The following is a 20,441-nucleotide window of genomic DNA, read 5'->3' as shown; positions in this document are numbered from 1 at the left end:
AACCCGCCTAAAAACCAGCCTACGCAGCGGGCTCTGCGCGTGCCTTGCACCTGTCGCAAAATCGGTGCCCGGCGTGGGCGCTCCAGAACTCAACCCGGCAGACGATACAGCGGCGCACCTTCACGCGCGGGTCCTCCGGGCGGAACCAAGGCGGGACATGCCCGCCTGTCCCGCGTGGCGGCTCAAGCAACCGCTTCTTCGTCGTCATCGCCCGCGGCCTCCGCAATCGCCTGCCGGGAAAGGGCCAGCGCGATCTTCGACAAGGGGCTGGCCTTCGCGCGTTCAAACTCCCGGTTTGCCTCGGCTGCGCTCCGGTAAGCAAGCTGCACACCTTCGAGCTTCGCATGCATGCGCCCCCAGACATCGCCCAGCATCCGCTCCGCTAGGGCGGCTACGGAGAACGGGCGGCGTTCCTTCGGGCGACGGTCCACTACCGTGACAATGGCGGCAGCCAGCACTAGGTCATTGGTCATAATTGCGGCGCGGGCGGTGGTCTCCAGCTCAACCGGCCCGGCCCCTTCGAGCTGGAGCTGGTACTGGGTGCGCTTCGGGTCGCCCAAGGCAATCCGGCCCAGCATCGACACCGGCGACGCGTAGAGACTAGAGAGGGCTGCGGCTTCGTCCGCGTAGGTTTTCAGGCCGGTAAGCATAGCGGCCCGTTCCTCCGCGGAGCTGGCGAGCAATTGGCGGTACATATTCGCGGCCTTGTTTGCTGCCGATCTTCGGGACGCAGCAAGGATGGTGGCACGGTCTTCGACGGGAGTGCCACGGACAAAGTCTTGGGCCTCCCGGCTGTAGGCATCGCGGGCATTCGCCACCTGCGCTTGTAGCTTTTCGATCTTTCGGGAGAATGCGGTGGCCGTTTCGGTCGCGCGGTCGCTTAGGTACTGAATGCGCTCCTCGTTTACCGTCACGCCAGAGGGAACTGCGGAAAAGTCGATTGCTGTCATAAAAGTAGGCCTCCTATCTCGGGGAAGACCGACACGCGGGGCTCTTCCCACTAGCTCGGCAAGGGCGCCATTGCCCGTGCCCAGGCAAGCGGTAGCTCGCCTAGGCCTAAGAATACCGCCCCGGCGCAGTCGCGGTAAAGGGTTTTGTCTTTACTTTTCAATACGTTGGGTAGGTCACACAAGCACAATCCGGCGGTCCCGGCTGCTCCCCTCCGGCATGGGCACGAAACCGGACACCGCGACACGTCCCGCGGCGCTCCCGGCGATCAGATAGCTGGTGGCGTCGAGCATGTGGTCATTCGCGGAACTGTCCACGTCCTCCGGGTTGCGCGAATCGCGCGGAAGGGCAGGAACCGTCGCCAGCCAGTAGCGACAGCGCGAAGCGACGAAGAACTCACCATTAGCCATAAGCTGCTTCAGCAACTCGAATCGCGGCACCCGCGCGCCCTTCCGGGCGGGCGATACCCGCATCCCGGCCTCGCGGAACAAGTCAGCAATCGACGCCTCAGCCCGGCCTGCGGTGCGGGCTTCGGCGGCAGAGTCGATCACTCCAGCGGCGCGGGTGCCGTTCCGCAAGGCGATCTCGTGGAGAGAGGGCGCGATCTGCCCGGGTGTACGGCCCGTCCCCCGGCTCATGTTCTTCGGGTCGCACTCGAAATGCTCGTCATAGATTACCCAAGCCCCCTTGGGCATCACGCGATCATCGGACAAGCGCACGTCATAGGCGAGTTTCCCGCCCAAGACTACCGCGCAGGGCGCGGCGGAGCCCCAGTCAATCGACAAGCGCAATGACCCGAACGTATCCGGCGGGACTTCGTGATGGTCGAATACCGCGCGGGCGCGGTCCCAGCAGCCCCCGAAGTAATCGCCCACGATTGCCGACCAATCGCCGTGCCGGTGCGCCCGGTACAGCGCCGGGTCCGTATGGGCAAGGACGGAGAAGTTGCGCTTGTAGGCTTCCGGCAGGTGCGGGTTGTCGTCAACGGTTGAGGGCGCATACACCCAAGTCTGGTCAGCGAACCGGAAAGGTGTCCAAGGCTCGCGGCCCGTAACGTACCGCTCCGCGAGGGCGGAATGGTTCGCACCGCCCGGATTCCCCGCCAAGATCATGCGCAACGGGACGCCCGGCGCGCGTAGGGTCAGCGCAAGGGCGTCGATCACGGGCAGCTCCGGGCCTTCGCCAGCCTCGTCTACCGCGATCAGCGAGAAGGTCATGCCCTGTACCGTGTCTTGTAGGGCGGCGTTCGATTCGCAGTGCGTGAGCTGGACGGTCGCGCCGTTCGGAAGGCGAAATACGTTGTCGTTCAAGTTGTAGCTCAACCCGGAGCCATAGGCGGCGCGGAACAAGCCGCGCAGCTCCTCCGCGAACTGTAGCAGGGACTTCAACCGGCGGCGCGTCACAAGCACGCGGGCGCGGGCTCGGTACTGGTCGCAGTGGCGAAGGATAAGCAACTGCAAGGCAAAAGACTTCCCGCCACCACGGCCACCGCCCAAGAACACAAAGTGGTCCTCGGGGATGCTAAGAACGGTTGCTTGGAAGGGAGTCGGGCGAATCGTCTGGGCGGATTGGTTAGACCCGGTCACGGTTGACATCAATTATCCTCCCGTAGTCGTCCGGGGATAGCGCGGCGTTAATCTGGATCAGCACGCGGGGTGCGTCCTCTTGGCTGCCGTCCTCGCGCCCGATCTTATAGAGCCTGTCGCCCAGCCACTCGGCGGCGCGGGTGTCGCCTTCCAGCATCTTGGCCCTCATAAAGGCGATAACCTCCCCGGCTCCCTCTGCCCGACCTTCCTCTAGGGCTTGCGCCAGCGGCGATAGGTCGCCATCGGCGGTGTCCTTTTTAAGCGCGCGCCATTGCGGGTAGGTAAGCCCAAGTGCGCGCCTAATCGCGGGCTCCCGGCATCCTTCGGCGGCCATTTCCCGCACCACGTTCAACGAATCTTCGGGCAGTCCCTTGGTTTCCAGATCGCGGAGATGACCCTTGGTCAGTTTCGTATTACGGCTCACGCTTCGGCATCCTCCGCGGCGAGGGCGGCATCTGCGGCGGCTTCGGCGGCGGCCATTTCCCGTTTTATGCGACTGATGGCCGATATGCCTACGCGGGTGATTGTACGGATGCGGGACGGCTTCACCCCGGCCCGCAGTAGCGAAGCGATCTTGTCCTCAAGACCGCGGGATGTGCGCGGCGGCCCTATCCGCACGCCCTTGGCCCGCGCCTTACGGTGGCCCCGGCGCAGAGCCTCTACGCGCACCGCTCGGTCGAAAGCAACCACGGCGGACACCGCCTGAAGGAACTCAGCGCCGTCGGGAGTCAGCGTGTCCAGCTCAAGATCAGCGACGTATAGCCCAGCACCGGCAACGGCCAGCTCGCGCAGCAGTTCCTCTAGGTCGCCCACACTACGGGCCAGCCGGTCAAGGGAAACAATGGCGATTCCCTCCGCGCCGCCCCGCATCGCGTCGTAGATCGCGCGGTCACGCTTCGGGCGAGGGTCGCGTGCTGCCTTCGCCTCCACGTTCTCGTCAACGTACTCGTCCACCACCTCGTGCCCAGCAGCGGCGCAGCGCTCGCGGAGAATAGCGAACTGCTCTTCAGCGGAAGGGTCGGTGTCGAGGGACCGGCGGGCGTAAAGAACGAATCGTGCCATGGTCGTTTTGCTCCTGTCGAAAAGGAATATGAGCCCGATTCTACCGACCGGGACACGACAGATAAAGGTTTTAGGCGGGTGCGTAGGCGGGATTGTCACAAAAAAATGCTATAAAATCCAGATAATTGTGGAATATCGGCGGAGAACTTCTCCGCCTTGCTACCATCTTAGGATGTCTCGCGGTCCCAAAATTTGTGGAAAATTGGCAAATTTGGGTGGCGAAAGACCATTGCTGTACTTACCCTACAGCCCACCTAGCGCGGATGTCCCCTGCGCCGAATCTGCCCACATAGCGGCGGTGATTCCTGTTGTCCCTCGGCCCGGCCCAGCAGCCCCCGGCTATCTCGGCTCTGCCCAGCAGCGGGTCCGGGTAGGGTCCAGGTAGGGTCCGGGTTAGGTCCGGGTTGAAACCTGTCGAAAGCCCCAGTAAATACTGGCTGGGTCCGGGTAGTCCGGGTATATTTTAATTATAGGAATAATAAATACTAAATATACAGAGAAAAGAAAGAGGAAAAATACTATATATAAATAAACTTCCCGGCCTAGACCCAGACCCCCCGGACCCCCCCGCCGAAGCCCCAGCCCCGCTGGGCTCCGGCCGGTCCGGGCTCCCGATCTTGGGTGGGCCCCAGTCGGGACCCGGTCCGGGCTGGGCTCCCGATCGTGGCGACTCGTGGGCAGCGGGCGCACGAAAAATGCCCAGCGGCAACCCCGCCGGGCAATCTCTCTACCGCTCGGTCGCCTACCGCTGGGCGGCTCGGCCGCCTATACTTTGGGCAATCTCCAGCAGGGCGTCTCGTACTCCGTCCAGAGTCTCGCCCATCAGGGGGTGGTCGCTGCGCAATGGCTCGCGTAGTCCGTCGATAACTCCGGCCAGTGGTTCGGCAGCCTCCGCAAGTCCCCGCAGGCTCATGGCAATCTCGTCACCAGCCGCCGTAGTAACGTAAGATGCGATCAACGCGGCGCGGGCTTCCGGTGGGTAGTCAGCAAACCGCCTTTCAACAAATTCTGCGGCCTCTTGCATCCAGTCGTGCGCCGTATGTCCGGCCTGTCTCATCAAATCAGTTGCACTAAGCATACTCAACCTCCAATCAGGTTAGCTTGCCGGGCATTACAACGGGGTGCCCGGCACTCCCCGTGCTACTTCAGAACGGCATCGGGTCTCCCCCCTTCGGACATTTTAGGCGCAGTCCGGAGAACAGCATCATCCGCTCCTCGCCCCTGCGCCCTTTCTTGCTGCGAACCTTCGCACTTGTCGCGGCGTACAGCTGGGCAGAGAACGAGTTCAACGCGCCGGGCAGCGATCCGTTGCGATCGCACCATGACCGCCAGCGCCCGAACGCTTCCGCCTTCGGCACCTCCGCGTTTGGGTCTAGCTCGCACTCTTCGCGCAGGAACGTCGCCACCGGCGCGGCCAGTTCGACTAGCTCCTGCGTGGCTTCTATCGAAGAGGGCGGCAGGTCGAAGCGCCCGCGCTCGCGAAGACGCCGCCAGCCTTCGATCGCCCAGTTCAAGATGCCGGGAAGCTCGGCCAGTAGCTTGGTGGTCAGGTCCGGGTCTTCCTTCCCCAAGAAGCTCTGCTCCATCAGCAGCGGCACGAATCGGTTGGCCAGCGCCGGGCTGGCGTCGGAGAATCGCGGCATCAGGTTCGACAGCAGAAGGAATCGCACGGGCAGCACCCCCGTCCACGCGCTCTTGTGCTTGCGGTTAACCGTAACCGTGTCCTCGCCGCTTATGCGCAGCAAGGTTTCCGCGATCGCCGCGAGCCTCGCCGCACGGTCCAGGCGCACGTCGCTTAGGGTCGCAAGCTGTTTGCCCAGTAGGGGCTCCAGGCCGAAGTTCTCGCCGAAGTCGCCCAGCGACGGTGCGCAGACATTCGACGGCCCGACTAGCTCCTTCAGCACGCGCGCAATCGTTCCCTTGCCGGATCGGGTCGGCCCGACTATCAGGAAAATCTTCTGTAGGGACGTATCCGGGATTAGGACATAGCCGAAGATTTCCTGCAGCAGGTCGATGGCTTCCGGTTCTTCCGGCCAAAGCGATTTTAGGAAAGCCAGCCAGCGCTCCGGCGTGGGCGCGTGGGCGTCGTAGTCGAATGCCAGCGCACTGCGCGTAAAGAAGCGCGGCGAGGGCTCTAGCAGCTCGCCGGTCGGCAGGTGTAGCAGCCCGTTACGGCAGGCCATTACCTCCTCGGCGGGCGGCCCCTCGCCCTCCAGCCAGCACGGCGGCACGAAGGAGTCCCTTGGCCGGTGCGCGATGGCCCGCAGCCCGTCAATTACACCACTAACGGCTGCGGGGTTAGGGCGGAAGTCGTCGCCCACTAGCTGCCCGGCCTCCCTCTGCTTCTCGGTCGGCGGTCGCTTCGCCCGCTCTAGGAACTCGTACACGTACTTGCGCACCGTGTCGTCCTCCAGCTCGACGTAGGCGGCGCCGGAGTAATCCAGCCAATCGTCGTTGTAGAGCAAGAGATGGGGACGCTCGTGCTCCAAGAACGCGCGCGCGGACTCCAGCGGGGTGCTCGGGCTTAATAACAGCCCGCCGTGGGCAATCGCCTCGTGGGCCCGCTCGATCTGCCGCCGGGCATACTCCGCCGAGTCTCCTCGCTCAAGTACGCTCTCGGATATGCGGTTGTTCCGGTCGGTAATCGCCGAGAAGATCCCCGCGTCATCGACGCCCGCCCGGATCAGATCGCAGCAGACCCGAAACAGCGCCTCCGATCGGGACGGATACGGGCGGGAGTCGTCGGGATGTTGTCCGTTCGCTATAATAGCCAGCGTGGTGTCGGAGATTTTCTTTCCGTTCTCCGCTGCCCATTCTTCCAGTTCCTCCGTACCCATAGCTGAAGCTGTACTCCGCTCCACCCCCGCTCGGGCGCGTGCCGGCGCGCCAGCGGACGGTGGGCGGCTCCCCGCGGCGGGCGTGGGGAAGTCCTCTAGGCGGTAGCTCTCCGCCGTCTGGTAGACCACTTCGGCCTCCTGCGGCGTTCTTCCCTTCTTCGCCTTCTTTTGGCCCGGCCAGTTCCTCGTCCCCGGCAGGCGCGCTATTCGGTCGACGTTCTGGCAGTGGTCCCCGTCCAGTAGGCGGGCCAGCTCCCCGTTCATTTCCTCCGCTCGGGCGAAGTCGTCAACTCCCAAGGGCTCCGCGAGCCGCCAGAATCCCCAAAAGCCCCCGCCGGAGTCGATAATTAGGGACGGCTGCGGGATGCCCTTGGGTAGTCCGGTAGTCAGCAAGCGAAGGATTCGGGCGCGCTCCGCCTCGATCTCCTCCCCGGCGCGCGGGTCGATGTCCACATATAGCCATTCGACGCGCGCAATGTCCTCCTTCGACGGCTTCTTGCTCATCGGCTTCTCGGTCGGGTTTATGGAGAAATAGACGTTATCGGTCTGGTTCTGGTTCTCGGCCCACGACGCGGCTTGCGCCGCGTCGGTAAAGGTCTTTGCACGCAGCCTCCCGCCGTCGGGCGGAATCGCAGCCAGCAACCAAGGTCCGCCGGGTCGGAAGCGTTTGAGAAACTCCTCGATCATCGCACGCCCTCCTTGCTCAGAAGGTAGTCCTTCAAGGACTGTCCGAACACGAGACGGTGGGCTTCGTCTAGGCGCTTTAGATCATATTCTAGTACCGCCCTCCGCTTCGGGTCCGGGCGGCTAGAGTACTCCAGCGCCTCTAGGACCAGCTCCCTTTCCCGGCACAGTACTTTCTCAATAGCGCAGAAAAAGAGACGCACCAAGATTCCCTCGTCCTTATTGGCGTTGCTGTTTACCCGCAGGTATTCCATCAAGACGTACTCCGGGATGCCTGTTTCTTCGGCCAGCTCCAGCACCGATCCCCCGGACCTCAAGTAGCCCGACACTAGGTGTCTAGCGCTGTCTTGGCCCGTAAGGTCGCGGATATGCTTTGCCAGTTCGGTAAACAGCCCGGTCCGGCTCGTGGGCTCGCCTCGGTCGGCGGCCCACGCTTCCAGATCGGAGCGACGCCAGCCCCTGCCGCCGTCGTATCGGGCAGCCCACGCCGCAAGGTCCGCCTGCCGCCAGCGTGAAACGGCTCTGCCGTGCGGTGCCCAGCGGACGGGCTGGGGAAAGTCGGGGTCCTCCTTATTCCATTTCCATAGGGTCGACGGGGAGATGCCCAGGAAGGCGGCGGCCATTGCGGACGTAAGCAATGGCTCCTCGTCGGTCCGTTCGGACTTTTTAATGTTACGCTCTTGCATGTCTTGGCCCCCCTTACGATTCTTGAAGGGAGTCAACCCACGCGTCGATCTCGTTCAGGTCGTACGCGCTGGCGCTGGGTCCGATCTTGCGCCGCTTCGGAAAGTCGGCGCACTCTTGGCTCCATCGGTAGATTGTTGACACGTGGACGCCAAGATACTTGGCTACTTGGTCAGGCCGGGCATACCGGCGGCCCGTAGTGGTAACAGATTCGTTCGACATTACGCGATCCTCATTCCAAGGTTCGCGCTACCCCCGCAAAAATAAGACGCGGGGAAGCGCAAGCGACGCGCCCAAAGCTGCTGGGCGCTCCTCTTGTCACTTCCCCGCGTCACGCGGTTCTTCAGAAACCTAGGCGAGGATTTCGCATCACGCTGCGAAATTTTTCAGCTCCGCTCCTCGCCCCGGTGTTCCAGCGATCAATTAGGGCCTAATATACTCCCTTATTTTCTCGCGGTAAAGACCAGATAAAAAATACCTTGTCAAAGACCTTTTGTGATCATGATCTTAATTTACTTTTCCCGAATCTGTTTTATGCGTAACTAAGTGATTTCTGTCGCATATTTTATTGGCGGTTTACCTCTAATCGCTTAGACTCAACCGCCGCAATACCTCGCCCAATCGACCATCAGCGCGCGCCTCTTCTGAAGCAAGCTGCCGCGCGCATAGGCGGCTTCCGCCTTGTCGCGGAGCTGGTGGGCAAGGGCATGCTCGATAACCTCGCGCGGATGGTGCGTTGTCTCGCCAGCCCAGTCCCGGAAGGTCGAGCGGAAGCCGTGAACAGTGACGGTCCGGTTGTTTTGCTTTGGGTCGACGTAGTCGCCACCCATCCGCCGGATCACGGCGGTCAGCGTCATGTCCGACAACGCTCCCGCCCCTCGGGATGATGGGAACACGAAGCCGTTGTTCTCAAGGCGCGGGAGTCCAGCCAATAGCGATAACGCCTCCTCGGTCAGCGGCACCTTGTGTTCCTTGCGCATCTTCATACGCTCCGCAGGTATCGTCCAGACGCGCGCCTCAAAGTCGATCTCCTCCCATACCGCCCCCCGAACTTCACCGGACCGCGCAGCGGTCAGAATAGCGAACTCCAGCGCGCGGGCTCCGCTCCCGCCCAGTTTGCGAAGGTGCTTCATAAAGGCGGGGATACGTTCATAAGGCAGCGCCGGGTGGTTGCCGTTGCGCGCTACCTTCGCCGGTTTGGGCAGCATCGTGGCGAGATGCCCGGCCCAGCGCGCCGGATTCAGCCCCTCGCGGTACTTGCGCGCGGTCGCCCAGTCCAGCACGGTTTCGATTCGCCCGCGCAGGCGGCTGGCGGTCTCTGTCTTTTCGTTCCAGATCGGTTCAAGGACGGCCAGAATATGCGGCGTGTCGATGTCGCGCAGGTAGAGCTTGCCGAGAGCTGGGAAGGCATAGGTGGTCAACGTATTTAGCCACTGCTGGGCGTGCTTCGCGTTCTTCCACTCCGGGGATTTCGCCTCAATACACTGTCGCGCGGCCTGCTCAAAGGTTATTTCCGCGGCCTGTCGCGCCAGCAGTGCGGCCCGCGCGGCCCTCCGTTCCTCAACCGGGTCTATCCCTTGGGCGATCTTCTCGCGCAGCGCCCGCGCCTTGTCTCGGGCTTGCTTCAGTGTCACCGCCGGGTATCCCCCCAAGCCGATCTCGCGGCGGCGCTGCTTGCCGTCCGCCGTTTGTCCTACGGTTGCCCGCAGCAGCCACGTCTTCCCCCCGCCCGGTAACACTTGGAGATAGAGTCCGGGCACCCCGCCCACCGGGTGCGCTCCGGGCTCCGCGAGTCGGCGCACTTCTAGGTCAGTCAAGTCTTTGGCTCTTCTCGGCATATGCTACACCCTCCTAAAAACCCGCCTAAGTATAACGCGATTTAGAGAGATGTAGAAAGACCCGGCGAGAAGAAGATGAACACCAAGACGCTGTTTTTACTTGTTTATTCGTAGCTTTGTAAGACCTAGCGAGAACATATCAGAGAATAAAAAGGCGGACACCGCCTCCGCCACTACTCAATATCCCAGTTTTCGGCCGAGGATCAGCAGATCTCTTGTCTCGCCGTCGAGCCGAGCGACTTCCGGCAGGCTCCCCCATTCGGCAAACGCAAACTTCTTGAATAGCCGCACACTCGCCTGATTTTCCGCGAAGATGAATCCGAGCAATGTGGAAATGCCCAGTGCCGGGGCAGCATGGATCGCGTGTTCCATCAGGATGCTGGCCTGCCCTTTTCCTCGCTCCTCCTCCCGAACATAGATGGCAACCTCCACAGTAGCAGCATAGGCCGGGCGTCCGTAAAAATCGGATAGGCTTAGCCAGGCAGCGATTCCGGTATCACTCTGCAGTACCCAAATCGGACGTCGATTGGGGTCATGGGCCTGAAACCAAGGGATTCGACTCGCAACCGTTACCGGGTCGGTATCGGCCGTAACAATGCGAGAGGCAATAGTGGAGTTATAGATGGTAACGATCTCCGGCAAGTCCTCCAGAGTCGCCAAGCGTAGCCGACTTTCCATTACTTCCTAGCACTCCCGGGCCGGCGCACGCGCAGGGTCTGAAATTGTCGGTACAGGACGCGTCCCTGCCCTCCTTGCGGGTGGCGGTTTACGTGGCGCAGTTCGGTCCAGTCCACTTCCGCGCTCAGGGCCTGCGAATCGCTATGCTGCAAGGCAATTTCGGCTGCGGTGCGCAATACCTCGGGAGGGACGGTCTGCTGGGGATGAGAGCGGCGGATCAGCACATGACTGCCCTGCAGATCCTGCACGTGCAGCCACAGATCCTGCGACCGTCCCAATCGAAACGTCAGGTATTCGTTGGCGCGCGCGTTTTTTCCCCAGAGGATGGTAAAGCCCTCCACTACCCGCTCTTCGATGCCTTGCAAATGCGTTTGCGCCGGCTGCTTTTTGCCGGGAGTGGATACGCTGGGCGGGACAGGGAGCCGATTGGGCAAGGCGGCCAGCGCCTTTTCCACCGCGGCAATCTCTGCGCGGATGCGTTGCTCTGCGCGCTGCGCCCGCTGTGCACGCCGGAGGAGTTCGCGCGCGTGGTCGTGGAGGGATTTTCCCGCAGGGATATCCAATTCTATCTGGCCGACGCCATCGGGACGGTACTCGGGTGCCTGCAACACGCCGCCCGGATGTATACGATCGGGCAAGGTGAAGAGCGCGGTCGCCTCGCGGCGATCCTCCGCCGGCGTGCTCTGCCAACGCAACAGATCGGCCTGCAGCCGCTGCAGGCGACGCTGTAAGCGCCGCTCCTCCCGCTGCCGCGCCTGTTCTACCGCCGCGGCTTCCGGTGCGCGACTGGCAGCCTGTGGCTCCTGCCAATGCGTGGCCGCACGGACCGGCAGGGCGACTGCCACTGGCTCAACAGCAAGGGGATAGGGTTCCCACCCCGATGACTGCCACCAGTCGGCACAAGCGGGGCCGTGCAGGACATTATCGATCCGCGCCGGGCCATCACCACCGCTCAGAGCCTCGCGGCGGGCCGGATGCAGCAAAAAAACGGGATTTTCCATCGCGTCCCAGCGCGACGTTGCGGCAGGCGGCCGGTACCTAGCTTGCGGCAGAATCCGCCCTGCCCCCTGATCGAGAGAATCCCAGCGCGAAGCCCAGTGGATCTGCTCTCTTTCGTCCAGCAGGAGCAACGCACCCTGGCCACCAAAACACTCGGCCAGCAGCTGCCAATGGCGTTCCTGCCGATCGAGGCCGGTATGACGGAACTGCAGGCTCAGTATACGGTCGGCCCAGGGGACTTCGATGGCAAGCAGACGGAAACCGGCAAGCTTTTGCCCCAACAGGGCCGCCGGGCCGGCGGGTTTAGGAACTGCGGATGCTGCCTCGCTCCAGTACAGGCCCAGGGGCGACGCCTGGTAGGCCAGATGCAGGCGCTTGCGGGCAAAATACAGTACCGCCGTGCCACGCTCTGCGGCGATACCCCGCACGCTCTGCTGCGCGAAATCCTCCTGCAGACAGCGGGCCGCGGCAAAGAGCTGCAGGGTGTCCACCGGCTACGACCGTGTCTGTAACACGCCCGCCGTCTGCAGGTAGTACCAGAGAGCATCGAGGGCATCGACATCCTTGGCCTGACTGGTATCCAGACGCAGCTCCGGCGTCTCCGGTTCTTCGTAGGGGTCGCTCACCCCGGTAAACGCGGCAATTTCGCCACGCTGGGCGCGGGCATAGAGACCTTTGGGATCGCGTTGCGCGCAAACGGCAAGTGGCGTCGCCACATGCACCTCGACAAAGAGTCCGCCGGCCTCTTCCACCAGTCTGCGTGCCTCAGCACGGGCATGCCGATAGGGCGAGATGGCGGCAACCAGGGCGATACCGCCATGACGGGCGATGAGGCTCGCCACAAAGCCGATACGGTGGATGTTTTCGTCACGGTCTTCGCGGCTGAACCCCAGCCCCTTGGAGAGAAAACGGCGTACAACATCGCCATCGAGCAGGGTCACCGCGCGCGAATCGTGGCTTTCCAGACGGCGCGCCAGCATTCCCGCCAGAGTGCTTTTGCCGCTGGCGGAGAGCCCGGTAAACCAGACCACCAGTCCACGCCGGTCGGCACCGCGATAGGCCTGACGCAGGATACGGATGACCTCAGGGGGGGAAAACCATTCCGGGATTTCTTCATTGGCCGCCAGACGCCGCCGCAACTCCGTGCCCGACAACTCGGCCAGGCGCTCGCCATTAGCCTCGGCCCGTGGCACATAGGCGCGACGTTTGGCGGAGTAGGCGTACTCTGGCAGGAGGACGGGCACAATGCCCAGGTCGCTCCGATGCTCTTCCAGCAGCTCCTGCGCGGCAAAGGGGGGATACCAGCTCCCCTGCTCCGGGTGCCCCGGGTCGGCATGGGCGCGCCCGACAACGAAGTGGGTGGCGCCATGATTGCGACGGATCAGCGCATGCCAAAGCGCCTCGCGCGGGCCGGCCATGCGCATCGCCAAGGGTAGCGGGGAGAGCAACACCCGTTGCGCCGGATAATGGGGCAGCACGGCGCGATAGGCGCGCATGCGCGCCGCCGCATCCACATCGCCGGGCTTGGTCGGGCCGATGGCCGGATGCAGCAGCAGACGGGCCTCCTCCCCCAACTCCGCCAGCGCCGCCTGGGTGATGGCGATATGCGCACGGTGCAAGGGGTTTCTGGTCTGGAAGGCAAGCAGGGGGCGCCCCGTCGCCAGCTCGCGGATTTCTTCGGGATAGCGGTATTCCGGGGGGAACTCCACCGCTGCAGCGCGCCGCAGCGCGCCCTCTTCCCAGGGCTCCACGGTGCCAGCAACATTCCACGGAGGTAAATCGAGAATCTGCGCCACCCCGGGATGCCTGCGGTCGTCGCTGCCATAGACCAGCAACGCCTCCCGTCGGCGGTCGGGACGGTAACATTCGCTTACCCGCAATCGCGCCAGAGGCGTACCGTCTTCCCGGTCGAGGCGCAGTGTTGCTCCCGCTTCCAGACTCTGCGCTAGGTGATCGCTTAGTTCGAGGGTGATGGGAATGGGCCAGAGGCTGCCGTCGGGCAGGCGCATTTGCGTCAGCACCGACTCCCAGCTTGCCTGATCCATAAAGCCCCGCAGAGGTGCGAAGGCGCCATTGAGCAGCAACTCTACGTCGCAGCGCTGGCGCGCGCTCAATACCTGTACGGCTACGTCGCTACTCATGATGCGGTCTGCAAGGGAAAGAGAGGGAGATGCGCCAGCGACAGCAAGGGTTCCGCCAGTTGTGGTCGCTCCCCTTCGGTGCAGATCGTCGCCACGGCGGCAATCCGCGCCCGCGCCTCGACCATCAGAGCACGCATGGCCTCCAGCGTCGAACCGGTACTGATCACGTCGTCCACAAGTACCACTGACCGACCCGCAAGCAGCTTGCGGTCCTTGGCATCAAGATACAGGGTCTGCGGCTTGCCGGTGGTGATCGACAGGGTCGAAGCCTGTAACGCATCCCCCATATAGGACTTGTACGTCTTGCGCAACACCACGTAGGGCTTCTGCGTCCGTAAGGAAAGTGCGTAGGCCAACGGAATGCTCTTCGCCTCAGCAGTGACCAGAGCCACGTATTCGTGGGCGTCCAACTCTTTGCTCAGGGCATCGGCCGCGGCTTCGCAGAGTTCTGTGTCACCCAGGATGTTGAGTACGGCAATCGCTAGTTCCGGGCTGACGGCAAAGAGCGGGAGATCGCGCTGCACCGCGCCGATGCGCAAGCTGTGACTTTCCTGAGGGAGGGAATTCTGCATTGAGGGCCTATCCTGTTCGCTTTTGGAGAGCGCCAGTTTGCCACGACTGACCACACTGCCCAAGCATTCGCTTGTTTCCATCCATTTCTCCTCATGGCTATTGCACAACTCTCGTTCCAGGTATATCCTTCACTCATTCCATCGCCCCTGGCGATGTGGACGTAACGCTCCCTCCATCAGGAGGTTTGGGTACGACAGGTTTCCTGATCGTACCTTTTTTATTTCATCGTCCCGCGGACGACAGGCAGACAAGAGGTCACATGGGCGGTATCACAAGGGCTCTCATCAGCGTTTCCGACAAAACCGGCGTGGTAGAATTTGCGCGCGGCCTGGCCGCCCACGGGGTAGAACTCCTTTCTACCGGCGGCACTGCCCGCCTGCTGCGGGAAGCCGGCCTGACCGTCATCGAAGTTGCCGACTACACCGGTTTTCCGGAAATGCTCGAGGGCCGGCTGAAGACCTTGCACCCCAAAATTCATGGTGGCCTGCTGGCCCGCCGCGATGATCCGCAGCATCAGGAGGACATGCGCCGCGAGGGCATTCCGCCCATCGACCTGCTCTGCGTCAATCTCTATCCCTTCGAGGCGACCATCGCCCGGCCCGATGTCACCCTGGAGGAAGCCATCGAACAGATCGATATTGGCGGCCCCACCATGCTGCGTGCCGGCGCCAAGAATTGGGAAGGGGTGACTGTAGTGGTCGACCCTGCAGACTACCAAGCGGTGCTGCGGGAAATGGAACAGAGCCGCGGTGGCGTGGGGGCCAGTCTGCGCTTCCGTCTGGCGGTCAAGGTCTTTGCCCATACCGCCCGCTATGACGGCCTGATTGCCAGTCACCTCTCCCGCCATCTCGACGATCCCGAGGAAGCGGATGTGTTTCCGCGCATCCTGACCCTGCAGCTCGAACAGAAACAGGGACTGCGCTATGGCGAAAACCCCCACCAGCAGGCGGCTTTTTATGCCGATGCCAGCGGCTCCGGTCTGGCCCATGCCCAGCAGTTGCAGGGCAAGGAGCTCTCCTACAACAATCTGGGCGACAGCGACGCTGCGGTCAATCTGGTGCTCGAATTTGCCGAACCCGCCTGCGCCATCATCAAACATGGCAATCCTTGCGGTGCCGCCATCGGTCGGGATGCCGCCGACGCCTTCGCCCGCGCCTGGTCCGCCGACCCGGTATCCGCCTTTGGCAGCGTCATTGCCTGCAATCGCAGCATCGATGCAGTGCTTGCCCAGGCGATGACGGAGTCTTTTATTGAGGTCGTTCTCGCCTCGGAAGTCACGCCCGAGGCAGCAGACATCCTGGCGCGCAAGAAAAATCTCCGTGTGCTCGCCTTTGGCGATCCGCAGCAATGGCGCCAGGCCAATGCCTGGGACTTCAAACGGGTACGTGGCGGTTTATTGCTGCAGGACTTTGATGATCTCGTCGAGGACGAGGGTCAGTGGCGGGTGGTGACGGTACGCGAACCCAGCAGCGACGAATATCGCGATCTCCGCTTTGCCTGGAAAATTGCCAAACATGTGCGCTCCAATGCCATTGTCTACGCCAACGCTGGACGCACCCTGGGGGTGGGAGCCGGGCAGATGAGTCGTGTGGATGCTGCCCGCTGCGGTGCTGCCAAAGCGGAAGAACTGGGGTTTTCGCTGCAGGGAGCGGCTCTGGCCTCGGATGCCTTTTTCCCCTTCCGTGATGGAGTGGATGCCGCCGCTACGGCGGGCGTCAAGGCGATCATCCAGCCCGGCGGCTCGATTCGCGATGAAGAGGTCATCGCCAGTGCCAACGAACATGGCATAGCGATGGTCTTCACCAGCGTGCGCCACTTCCGGCATGGCTGAGAAGGAGATGGCAATGCAGAAGATCATGGTATTGGGGGGGGGCGGTCGTGAGCATGCCATCGCCTGGAAACTGGCACAGTCCGCCGAGGTGGCGGAAGTCATTTGCGTTCCTGGCAACCCGGGTACCGCAGAGGAGCCCAAGTGCCGTAATCTCGATCTATCGCCGGTAATCAGCGCCGATGTCGTGGCCGCAGCGCATGCGGCCGGCGTGTCATTGGTGGTGATCGGGCCGGAAGCCCCTCTGGTGGCCGGCGTGGCCGATGCCCTGCGGCGCAGCGGCATCGCGGTCTTTGGCCCCAACGCTGCAGCGGCGCGCCTGGAAGGAAGCAAGGCCTTCGCCAAAGAGTTCATGGAGCGCCACGGCATCCCCACCGCCGCCTATGGCCGCTTCACCGCCTTTGGCCCCGGACAGGAGTTTCTGCAGACCTGTGCCCTGCCCATTGTCGTCAAGGCCGATGGCCTGGCGAGCGGCAAGGGTGTTGTCATCGCCCAGACCCGCGCGGAGGCCGAGGAAGCGCTGCAGCGTTTCCTCGCCTGGGGTCCGGTCCTGCTGGAGGAATTTCTCGAGGGGGAGGAGGCCAGCTTCATTGCCATCCTCAGTGACGGGCAGGTACTGCCTCTGGCCGGCTCACAGGATCACAAGCGTCTGCGCGATGGCGATGAGGGACCGAACACCGGCGGCATGGGGGCCTACTCCCCTACCCCGGTCCTGGACACGGCAATGAGCGAACGGGTGCGCCGCGAGATCATGCAGCCCATGGCCCGCGCCCTGCAGCAGGAGGGTCTGAGTTACCGTGGCTTTCTCTATGCTGGTCTGATGATGACCGCAAGCGGCCCGAAGGTGCTGGAATTCAACTGCCGTCTCGGCGATCCGGAAACCCAACCCCTACTTTTTCGCCTGCGCTCGGATCTGTACCCGGTCCTGCAGGCTGCGGCCTCTGCCGATCCTCTCCCCGCCACTCTCGACTGGGACCCGCGCACCGCCCTCTGTGTGGTCCTTGCCGCGCCTGGCTATCCCGATGCGGTGCAAAGTGGTAGCGTCATCCTCGGGTTGCCACAGGCCGAGGCTGAGAATGGCAAGGTCTTCCACGCCGGCACACGCCGTCAGGATGGCGGCATCGTTACCGCTGGCGGACGGGTCCTGGGCGTAACCACCCTGGGCGACAGCGTTGCGCAGGCGCAGCAGCGCGCCTATGCCCTGGCGGCCAGGATTCGCTGGCCCGGCAAGCAATTGCGCCAGGACATCGGCTGGCGCGCGCGTAATCGCGCCTGACGCGGGATATGCTACCGCGCAGCCCACGCCGCCAGGATCTGCGCCGGGCCGTGGCCTGTCTGCGTAGCGGTGGGATACTCGCCTACCCTACCGAAGGGGTCTGGGGCCTCGGTTGCGATCCCCGGCAATTGCGCGCCTTCCGCAAGATTCTGCAAGCCAAGCGACGGCCGCAGAAAAAAGGGGTCCTGCTCATCACCGGGCAGGAACGGCACGCCCGCAAGTATTACCAGGATGGACTGCCGCTGGCCCTGAACCCAGCCAGCTATTGGCCAGGCACTACCCTGGTCCTGCCCGCCCGTGCCGATTGTCCGCGGTGGATTCGCGGCCGGCATAGCGGCATCGCTTTGCGCGTCAGCGCCCACCCTGGGGTGCAACGTCTCAGTGCGGCATTTGGCGGTGCGATTGTTTCCACCAGCGCCAATCCCGCAGGCAAGAAACCCGCGCGCTCCTTGCGCGCGGTGCAACGGTACTTTGGGCGCCGGATAACGGTGCTCCCTGCACGGCTCGGGGGCGCCCGTCGCCCCAGCCGCATTCTCGATGCCCGGAGTGGCAAAGTGCTCAGGAGTGGCTGATGACAACCCCGCAACTCGATGACTTGGAAAGATTTTTGCTGAACCTGCAGGAGGAGATCTGTACCCAGCTGGCGGCAGCGGATGGTGTCGCGCAGTTCCGCGAGGATCGTTGGGAGCGTGCCGAAGGCGGCGGTGGCCGTACCCGGGTGATCAGTGACGGCGATCTCTTCGAAAAAGGCGGGGTCAATTTTTCCCGCGTCTCTGGGGCACAGCTACCGCCATCGGCCACGGCCAATCGTCCCCAGATCGCCGGCAAGCCCTTCCATGCCCTGGGCGTATCCCTGGTGCTGCATCCGCGCAATCCCTATGTACCCATCGTGCACATGAATTACCGCTTCTTTCAGGCAGGAGATGTCTGGTGGTTTGGCGGTGGTGCCGATCTCACGCCCATCTATGGCTTTGCGGAAGATGCCGAGCATTTTCACCGTACCCTCAAAAGCGCCTGCGATCGGCACGATTCCACCTTTTACCCACGCTTCAAGGCATGGTGTGATGAGTACTTTACCATTCGCCACCGCAACGAAATGCGCGGGGTGGGCGGTATCTTTTTCGACGACCTGCAGGGGGACGGCGCTGCCTTACAGGCCTTTTGGGAAGATGTCGCGCGCAGCTTCCTGCCGAGTTACCTGCCGATTACCGCGCGCCGCCGGGACCTACCCTATGGCGGACGGGAGCGACAGTTTCAGTTGCTGCGCCGGGGGCGCTACGTGGAATTCAATCTGGTCTACGATCGCGGCACCCTCTTCGGCCTACAGTCGGGGGGGCGCACAGAAAGCATCCTGATGTCCCTGCCACCGCTCGCCGCCTGGGAATATGACTGGCAGGGCGAGCCGGGTAGCCCGGAAGCACGCCTCAAGGAGGAGTTTCTCACGCCGCAGGCCTGGGCATGATCGAGGCCCTGCTACGCAGCATCCTCTTTCAGCAGGACCCCGAACGGGCGCACGAGTGGACCTTGCGCGCCCTGGAGACCCTGGGCCGCATGCCGCGAACCCGCGCGCACCTCTGGCCGGCATCCGCCGTCAACGAAATGTTGCGCCAGACACTCTGGGGGCTCGACTTTGCCCATCCCCTTGGTCTCGCGGCGGGCTTCGACAAGGACGCCCGCGCCCTGCCCGCCCTGGCGGCCATGGGTTTTGCCTTTCTCGAAATTGGTACGGTCACACCGCTGCCGCAGGCAGGGAACCCTCGGCCCCGCCTCTTTCGCTACCCGCAGGAACAGGCAGTGATCAACCGCATGGGCTTTCCCAGCAGCGGCATGGAAGCGGTGGCTGAGAACATCCGCAGCGCCAAACCGCTGTCGGTGCCCCTCGGGATCAATCTGGGAAAAAACAAAGATACGGAACTGGAGAACGCGGTCGAGGATTACGCAAAGGTCCTCGGCTGCCTGGCACCCTACGCGGATTATCTAGTGCTCAATGTCAGCTCCCCCAACACTCCAGGTCTGCGTCAACTGCAACAACTGGAGTATCTGCGCCCCCTGCTCCAGCGCCTGCAGGAGCTTCGTCGCGAGGCGCCGGGCCCGCAGGCGCCAGCGCCCTTGCTGCTGAAGATTGCCCCGGATCTGGAGGACGAGAGTATCGCTGCGCTCGGCGCCCTGGCCCTGGCAGACGAGCCGCTGCTGGATGGCTTCATCGTTGGCAATACCACCCTGTCGCGCCCAGCCCAATGGCCTCATCCCGAGCAGGCCGGCGGATTGAGTGGCGCGCCTCTGCGCGATCTGGCGACGCAGGTGGTGGCGAAGATCTACCGGGCCAGTCGGGGCAGATTGCCGATCATTGGCGTGGGCGGGATCTTCTCGGCGGCGGACGCCTACGCCAAGATTCTCGCCGGGGCCACTCTAGTACAGAGCTATAGCGGCTGGATCTGGGGCGGTAGCCAAATGCTGCGCACCTTCCCCGAAGAACTCACGACGCTGTTGCGTCGTGACGGCTTTGCCAACATTTCTGCAGCAGTGGGTCAGGATTCGCAATGAGCAGAAATTTACTGTAGTGGGATCGTCTGCTGTTCTTGGGGAGCGGGGGCTGCTGGGGCCGGTGCCGCAGGTGGCGTGACCGATGCTGGCGCCTGCGCCGTGGGTTGCATGCCGAGCTGGCTGGCTAACGCTCGCTGGAAGTCCAGGGAGACCGTCTTGTCGCCAAAGGTGCCAACGCGGATATTGACCTTGCTCACATCGGTGGCCATGGAGGTGATATTCACCTTTACCCGTTGCGCCTTGGCATCACTGCCCTCGATCATGACTTCGCTAGGCGTTTTCTGGATCATCCCCTGGTACTGGATACCGACCTGGGAAAAGGCGGCCTGCGTCGCTTGGGAAGCCCGCGCCACAGACACCGGATAATAGGCGTAATAGTTCGCCACTCCGCCATTTTCCACGTAGGTAACCGCTCCCGCCCCGGCACCAGCGCCCAGCAGGGCAACACAGCCACTCAGGGGCACCGCAGCAGCGATGGTGGCCAGGGCCAGCCAACGATAAGGCATGATTTTTTGCACGATTCGGTCTCCGCAGACAACGATATGGGCACAAAAAAGCCCGGATAATCCGGGCTTTTTCTCAACATGGTACCGAGAGTCGGAGTCGAACCGACACGGTGTCACCACCACCGGATTTTGAGTCCGGCGCGTCTACCAATTCCGCCATCCCGGCTTACATAGTCAACGATAATAGCAAGACCAGGATGTTCCGTACAAGCACAGACAGACGCGTGGCAATTCAGGCATCATGATAGAGATCGCAA

General features: G+C 63.0%; 19 protein-coding genes and 1 tRNA gene. 5 read left to right on the top strand and 15 right to left on the bottom strand.

Annotated features, from left to right (window positions below):
* Nucleotides 1-182: 182 nt before the first annotated feature.
* From ACQAYK_RS04250 to ACQAYK_RS04190, 13 genes are all read right to left on the bottom strand, one after another.
* On the bottom strand, nucleotides 183-950 hold the full coding sequence (locus tag ACQAYK_RS04250) for a hypothetical protein (protein WP_255790158.1): 768 nt from the start codon (nucleotides 948-950) through the stop codon (nucleotides 183-185).
* A 174-nt stretch (nucleotides 951-1,124) separates the two neighbouring features.
* Nucleotides 1,125-2,543, bottom strand: a complete 1,419-nt coding sequence (locus ACQAYK_RS04245) for a PBSX family phage terminase large subunit (protein WP_255790156.1) — start codon at nucleotides 2,541-2,543, stop codon at nucleotides 1,125-1,127.
* On the bottom strand, nucleotides 2,521-2,958 hold the full coding sequence (locus tag ACQAYK_RS04240) for a hypothetical protein (RefSeq protein ID WP_255790154.1): 438 nt from the start codon (nucleotides 2,956-2,958) through the stop codon (nucleotides 2,521-2,523). The genes ACQAYK_RS04245 and ACQAYK_RS04240 overlap by 23 nt, the downstream gene beginning before the upstream one ends.
* Complete coding sequence (locus tag ACQAYK_RS04235; protein WP_255790152.1) at nucleotides 2,955-3,596, bottom strand: recombinase family protein; 642 nt, start codon at nucleotides 3,594-3,596, stop codon at nucleotides 2,955-2,957. Before ACQAYK_RS04235 ends, ACQAYK_RS04240 begins: the two co-directional genes overlap by 4 nt.
* Nucleotides 3,597-4,338: 742 nt before the next feature.
* On the bottom strand, nucleotides 4,339-4,674 hold the full coding sequence (locus ACQAYK_RS04230) for a hypothetical protein (protein WP_255790150.1): 336 nt from the start codon (nucleotides 4,672-4,674) through the stop codon (nucleotides 4,339-4,341).
* Between the two features lie 67 nt (nucleotides 4,675-4,741).
* Nucleotides 4,742-7,120, bottom strand: coding sequence for a DNA primase family protein (locus ACQAYK_RS04225; protein ID WP_255790148.1), 2,379 nt, complete (start codon nucleotides 7,118-7,120; stop codon nucleotides 4,742-4,744).
* Entirely contained in the window at nucleotides 7,117-7,803 is a 687-nt protein-coding gene (locus ACQAYK_RS04220) for a helix-turn-helix transcriptional regulator (RefSeq protein WP_255790146.1), read from the bottom strand. The genes ACQAYK_RS04225 and ACQAYK_RS04220 overlap by 4 nt, the downstream gene beginning before the upstream one ends.
* Nucleotides 7,804-7,816: 13 nt before the next feature.
* Complete coding sequence (locus tag ACQAYK_RS04215) at nucleotides 7,817-8,023, bottom strand: helix-turn-helix transcriptional regulator (RefSeq protein WP_480082240.1); 207 nt, start codon at nucleotides 8,021-8,023, stop codon at nucleotides 7,817-7,819.
* 374 nt (nucleotides 8,024-8,397) lie between these two features.
* Nucleotides 8,398-9,618, bottom strand: a complete 1,221-nt coding sequence (locus tag ACQAYK_RS04210; protein ID WP_480082239.1) for a tyrosine-type recombinase/integrase — start codon at nucleotides 9,616-9,618, stop codon at nucleotides 8,398-8,400.
* A 198-nt stretch (nucleotides 9,619-9,816) separates the two neighbouring features.
* Nucleotides 9,817-10,317 (bottom strand): GNAT family N-acetyltransferase, encoded by a 501-nt coding sequence (locus ACQAYK_RS04205; RefSeq protein ID WP_215871725.1) that lies wholly within the window; start codon nucleotides 10,315-10,317, stop codon nucleotides 9,817-9,819.
* On the bottom strand, nucleotides 10,317-11,807 hold the full coding sequence (locus tag ACQAYK_RS04200) for an NFACT RNA binding domain-containing protein (protein ID WP_215871724.1): 1,491 nt from the start codon (nucleotides 11,805-11,807) through the stop codon (nucleotides 10,317-10,319). Before ACQAYK_RS04200 ends, ACQAYK_RS04205 begins: the two co-directional genes overlap by 1 nt.
* 3 nt (nucleotides 11,808-11,810) lie before the next feature.
* Nucleotides 11,811-13,457: a sulfate adenylyltransferase gene (sat, locus tag ACQAYK_RS04195; RefSeq protein WP_215871723.1), complete on the bottom strand. Its 1,647-nt coding sequence runs from the start codon at nucleotides 13,455-13,457 to the stop codon at nucleotides 11,811-11,813.
* The gene (locus ACQAYK_RS04190; protein WP_226826945.1) at nucleotides 13,454-14,110 is read right to left on the bottom strand and encodes a phosphoribosyltransferase family protein; all 657 of its coding nucleotides are present in this window, start codon (nucleotides 14,108-14,110) and stop codon (nucleotides 13,454-13,456) included. Before ACQAYK_RS04190 ends, sat begins: the two co-directional genes overlap by 4 nt.
* Nucleotides 14,111-14,289: 179 nt before the next feature.
* Here ACQAYK_RS04190 and purH point away from each other — a divergent pair, with 179 nt between their 5' ends.
* From purH to ACQAYK_RS04165, 5 genes are read left to right on the top strand one after another with little or no spacing between them, the layout of a single operon-like run.
* Nucleotides 14,290-15,861 carry a bifunctional phosphoribosylaminoimidazolecarboxamide formyltransferase/IMP cyclohydrolase gene (gene purH / locus ACQAYK_RS04185; protein WP_215871722.1) on the top strand — a complete coding sequence of 524 codons (1,572 nt, stop codon included), beginning with the start codon at nucleotides 14,290-14,292 and terminating at the stop codon, nucleotides 15,859-15,861.
* 13 nt (nucleotides 15,862-15,874) lie between these two features.
* A complete protein-coding gene (gene purD / locus ACQAYK_RS04180; protein WP_215871721.1) occupies nucleotides 15,875-17,134 on the top strand; it encodes a phosphoribosylamine--glycine ligase in 1,260 nt (419 codons plus the stop codon).
* Between the two features lie 8 nt (nucleotides 17,135-17,142).
* The gene (locus ACQAYK_RS04175; RefSeq protein WP_215871720.1) at nucleotides 17,143-17,706 is read left to right on the top strand and encodes an L-threonylcarbamoyladenylate synthase; all 564 of its coding nucleotides are present in this window, start codon (nucleotides 17,143-17,145) and stop codon (nucleotides 17,704-17,706) included.
* Nucleotides 17,706-18,596 (top strand): oxygen-dependent coproporphyrinogen oxidase, encoded by an 891-nt coding sequence (gene hemF, locus ACQAYK_RS04170; RefSeq protein WP_215871719.1) that lies wholly within the window; start codon nucleotides 17,706-17,708, stop codon nucleotides 18,594-18,596. The genes ACQAYK_RS04175 and hemF overlap by 1 nt, the downstream gene beginning before the upstream one ends.
* On the top strand, nucleotides 18,593-19,678 hold the full coding sequence (locus ACQAYK_RS04165) for a quinone-dependent dihydroorotate dehydrogenase (RefSeq protein ID WP_215871718.1): 1,086 nt from the start codon (nucleotides 18,593-18,595) through the stop codon (nucleotides 19,676-19,678). The genes hemF and ACQAYK_RS04165 overlap by 4 nt, the downstream gene beginning before the upstream one ends.
* A gap of 8 nt (nucleotides 19,679-19,686) precedes the next feature.
* Here ACQAYK_RS04165 and ACQAYK_RS04160 read toward each other — a convergent pair whose 3' ends face one another.
* Together ACQAYK_RS04160 and ACQAYK_RS04155 are read right to left on the bottom strand one after the other, a co-directional pair.
* Nucleotides 19,687-20,196, bottom strand: a complete 510-nt coding sequence (locus ACQAYK_RS04160) for a DUF3568 family protein (protein WP_255790141.1) — start codon at nucleotides 20,194-20,196, stop codon at nucleotides 19,687-19,689.
* Between the two features lie 67 nt (nucleotides 20,197-20,263).
* Nucleotides 20,264-20,350 (bottom strand) — tRNA-Leu (locus tag ACQAYK_RS04155).
* Nucleotides 20,351-20,441 lie beyond the last annotated feature (91 nt).

The sequence above is a fragment of the Acidithiobacillus sp. AC3 genome (assembly GCF_050261095.1).
Classification (GTDB): domain Bacteria; phylum Pseudomonadota; class Gammaproteobacteria; order Acidithiobacillales; family Acidithiobacillaceae; genus Igneacidithiobacillus; species Igneacidithiobacillus copahuensis.
The sequence above is the reverse complement of the archived record's forward strand: the minus strand, read 5'-3'. Positions and strand labels throughout refer to the sequence as shown.

Coding starts and splice junctions, on each gene's coding strand:
- ACQAYK_RS04235 (WP_255790152.1), bottom strand. CDS start 3,596: ATGGCACGATTCGTTCTTTACGCCCGCCGGTCCCTCGACACCGACCCT.
- ACQAYK_RS04225 (WP_255790148.1), bottom strand. CDS start 7,120: ATGATCGAGGAGTTTCTCAAACGCTTCCGACCCGGCGGACCTTGGTTG.
- purD (WP_215871721.1), top strand. CDS start 15,875: ATGCAGAAGATCATGGTATTGGGGGGGGGCGGTCGTGAGCATGCCATC.
- ACQAYK_RS04205 (WP_215871725.1), bottom strand. CDS start 10,317: ATGGAAAGTCGGCTACGCTTGGCGACTCTGGAGGACTTGCCGGAGATC.
- hemF (WP_215871719.1), top strand. CDS start 17,706: ATGACAACCCCGCAACTCGATGACTTGGAAAGATTTTTGCTGAACCTG.
- ACQAYK_RS04190 (WP_226826945.1), bottom strand. CDS start 14,110: ATGGAAACAAGCGAATGCTTGGGCAGTGTGGTCAGTCGTGGCAAACTG.
- ACQAYK_RS04220 (WP_255790146.1), bottom strand. CDS start 7,803: ATGCAAGAGCGTAACATTAAAAAGTCCGAACGGACCGACGAGGAGCCA.
- sat (WP_215871723.1), bottom strand. CDS start 13,457: ATGAGTAGCGACGTAGCCGTACAGGTATTGAGCGCGCGCCAGCGCTGC.
- ACQAYK_RS04250 (WP_255790158.1), bottom strand. CDS start 950: ATGACAGCAATCGACTTTTCCGCAGTTCCCTCTGGCGTGACGGTAAAC.
- ACQAYK_RS04165 (WP_215871718.1), top strand. CDS start 18,593: ATGATCGAGGCCCTGCTACGCAGCATCCTCTTTCAGCAGGACCCCGAA.
- ACQAYK_RS04245 (WP_255790156.1), bottom strand. CDS start 2,543: ATGTCAACCGTGACCGGGTCTAACCAATCCGCCCAGACGATTCGCCCG.
- ACQAYK_RS04215 (WP_480082240.1), bottom strand. CDS start 8,023: ATGTCGAACGAATCTGTTACCACTACGGGCCGCCGGTATGCCCGGCCT.
- ACQAYK_RS04230 (WP_255790150.1), bottom strand. CDS start 4,674: ATGCTTAGTGCAACTGATTTGATGAGACAGGCCGGACATACGGCGCAC.
- ACQAYK_RS04175 (WP_215871720.1), top strand. CDS start 17,143: ATGCTACCGCGCAGCCCACGCCGCCAGGATCTGCGCCGGGCCGTGGCC.
- purH (WP_215871722.1), top strand. CDS start 14,290: ATGGGCGGTATCACAAGGGCTCTCATCAGCGTTTCCGACAAAACCGGC.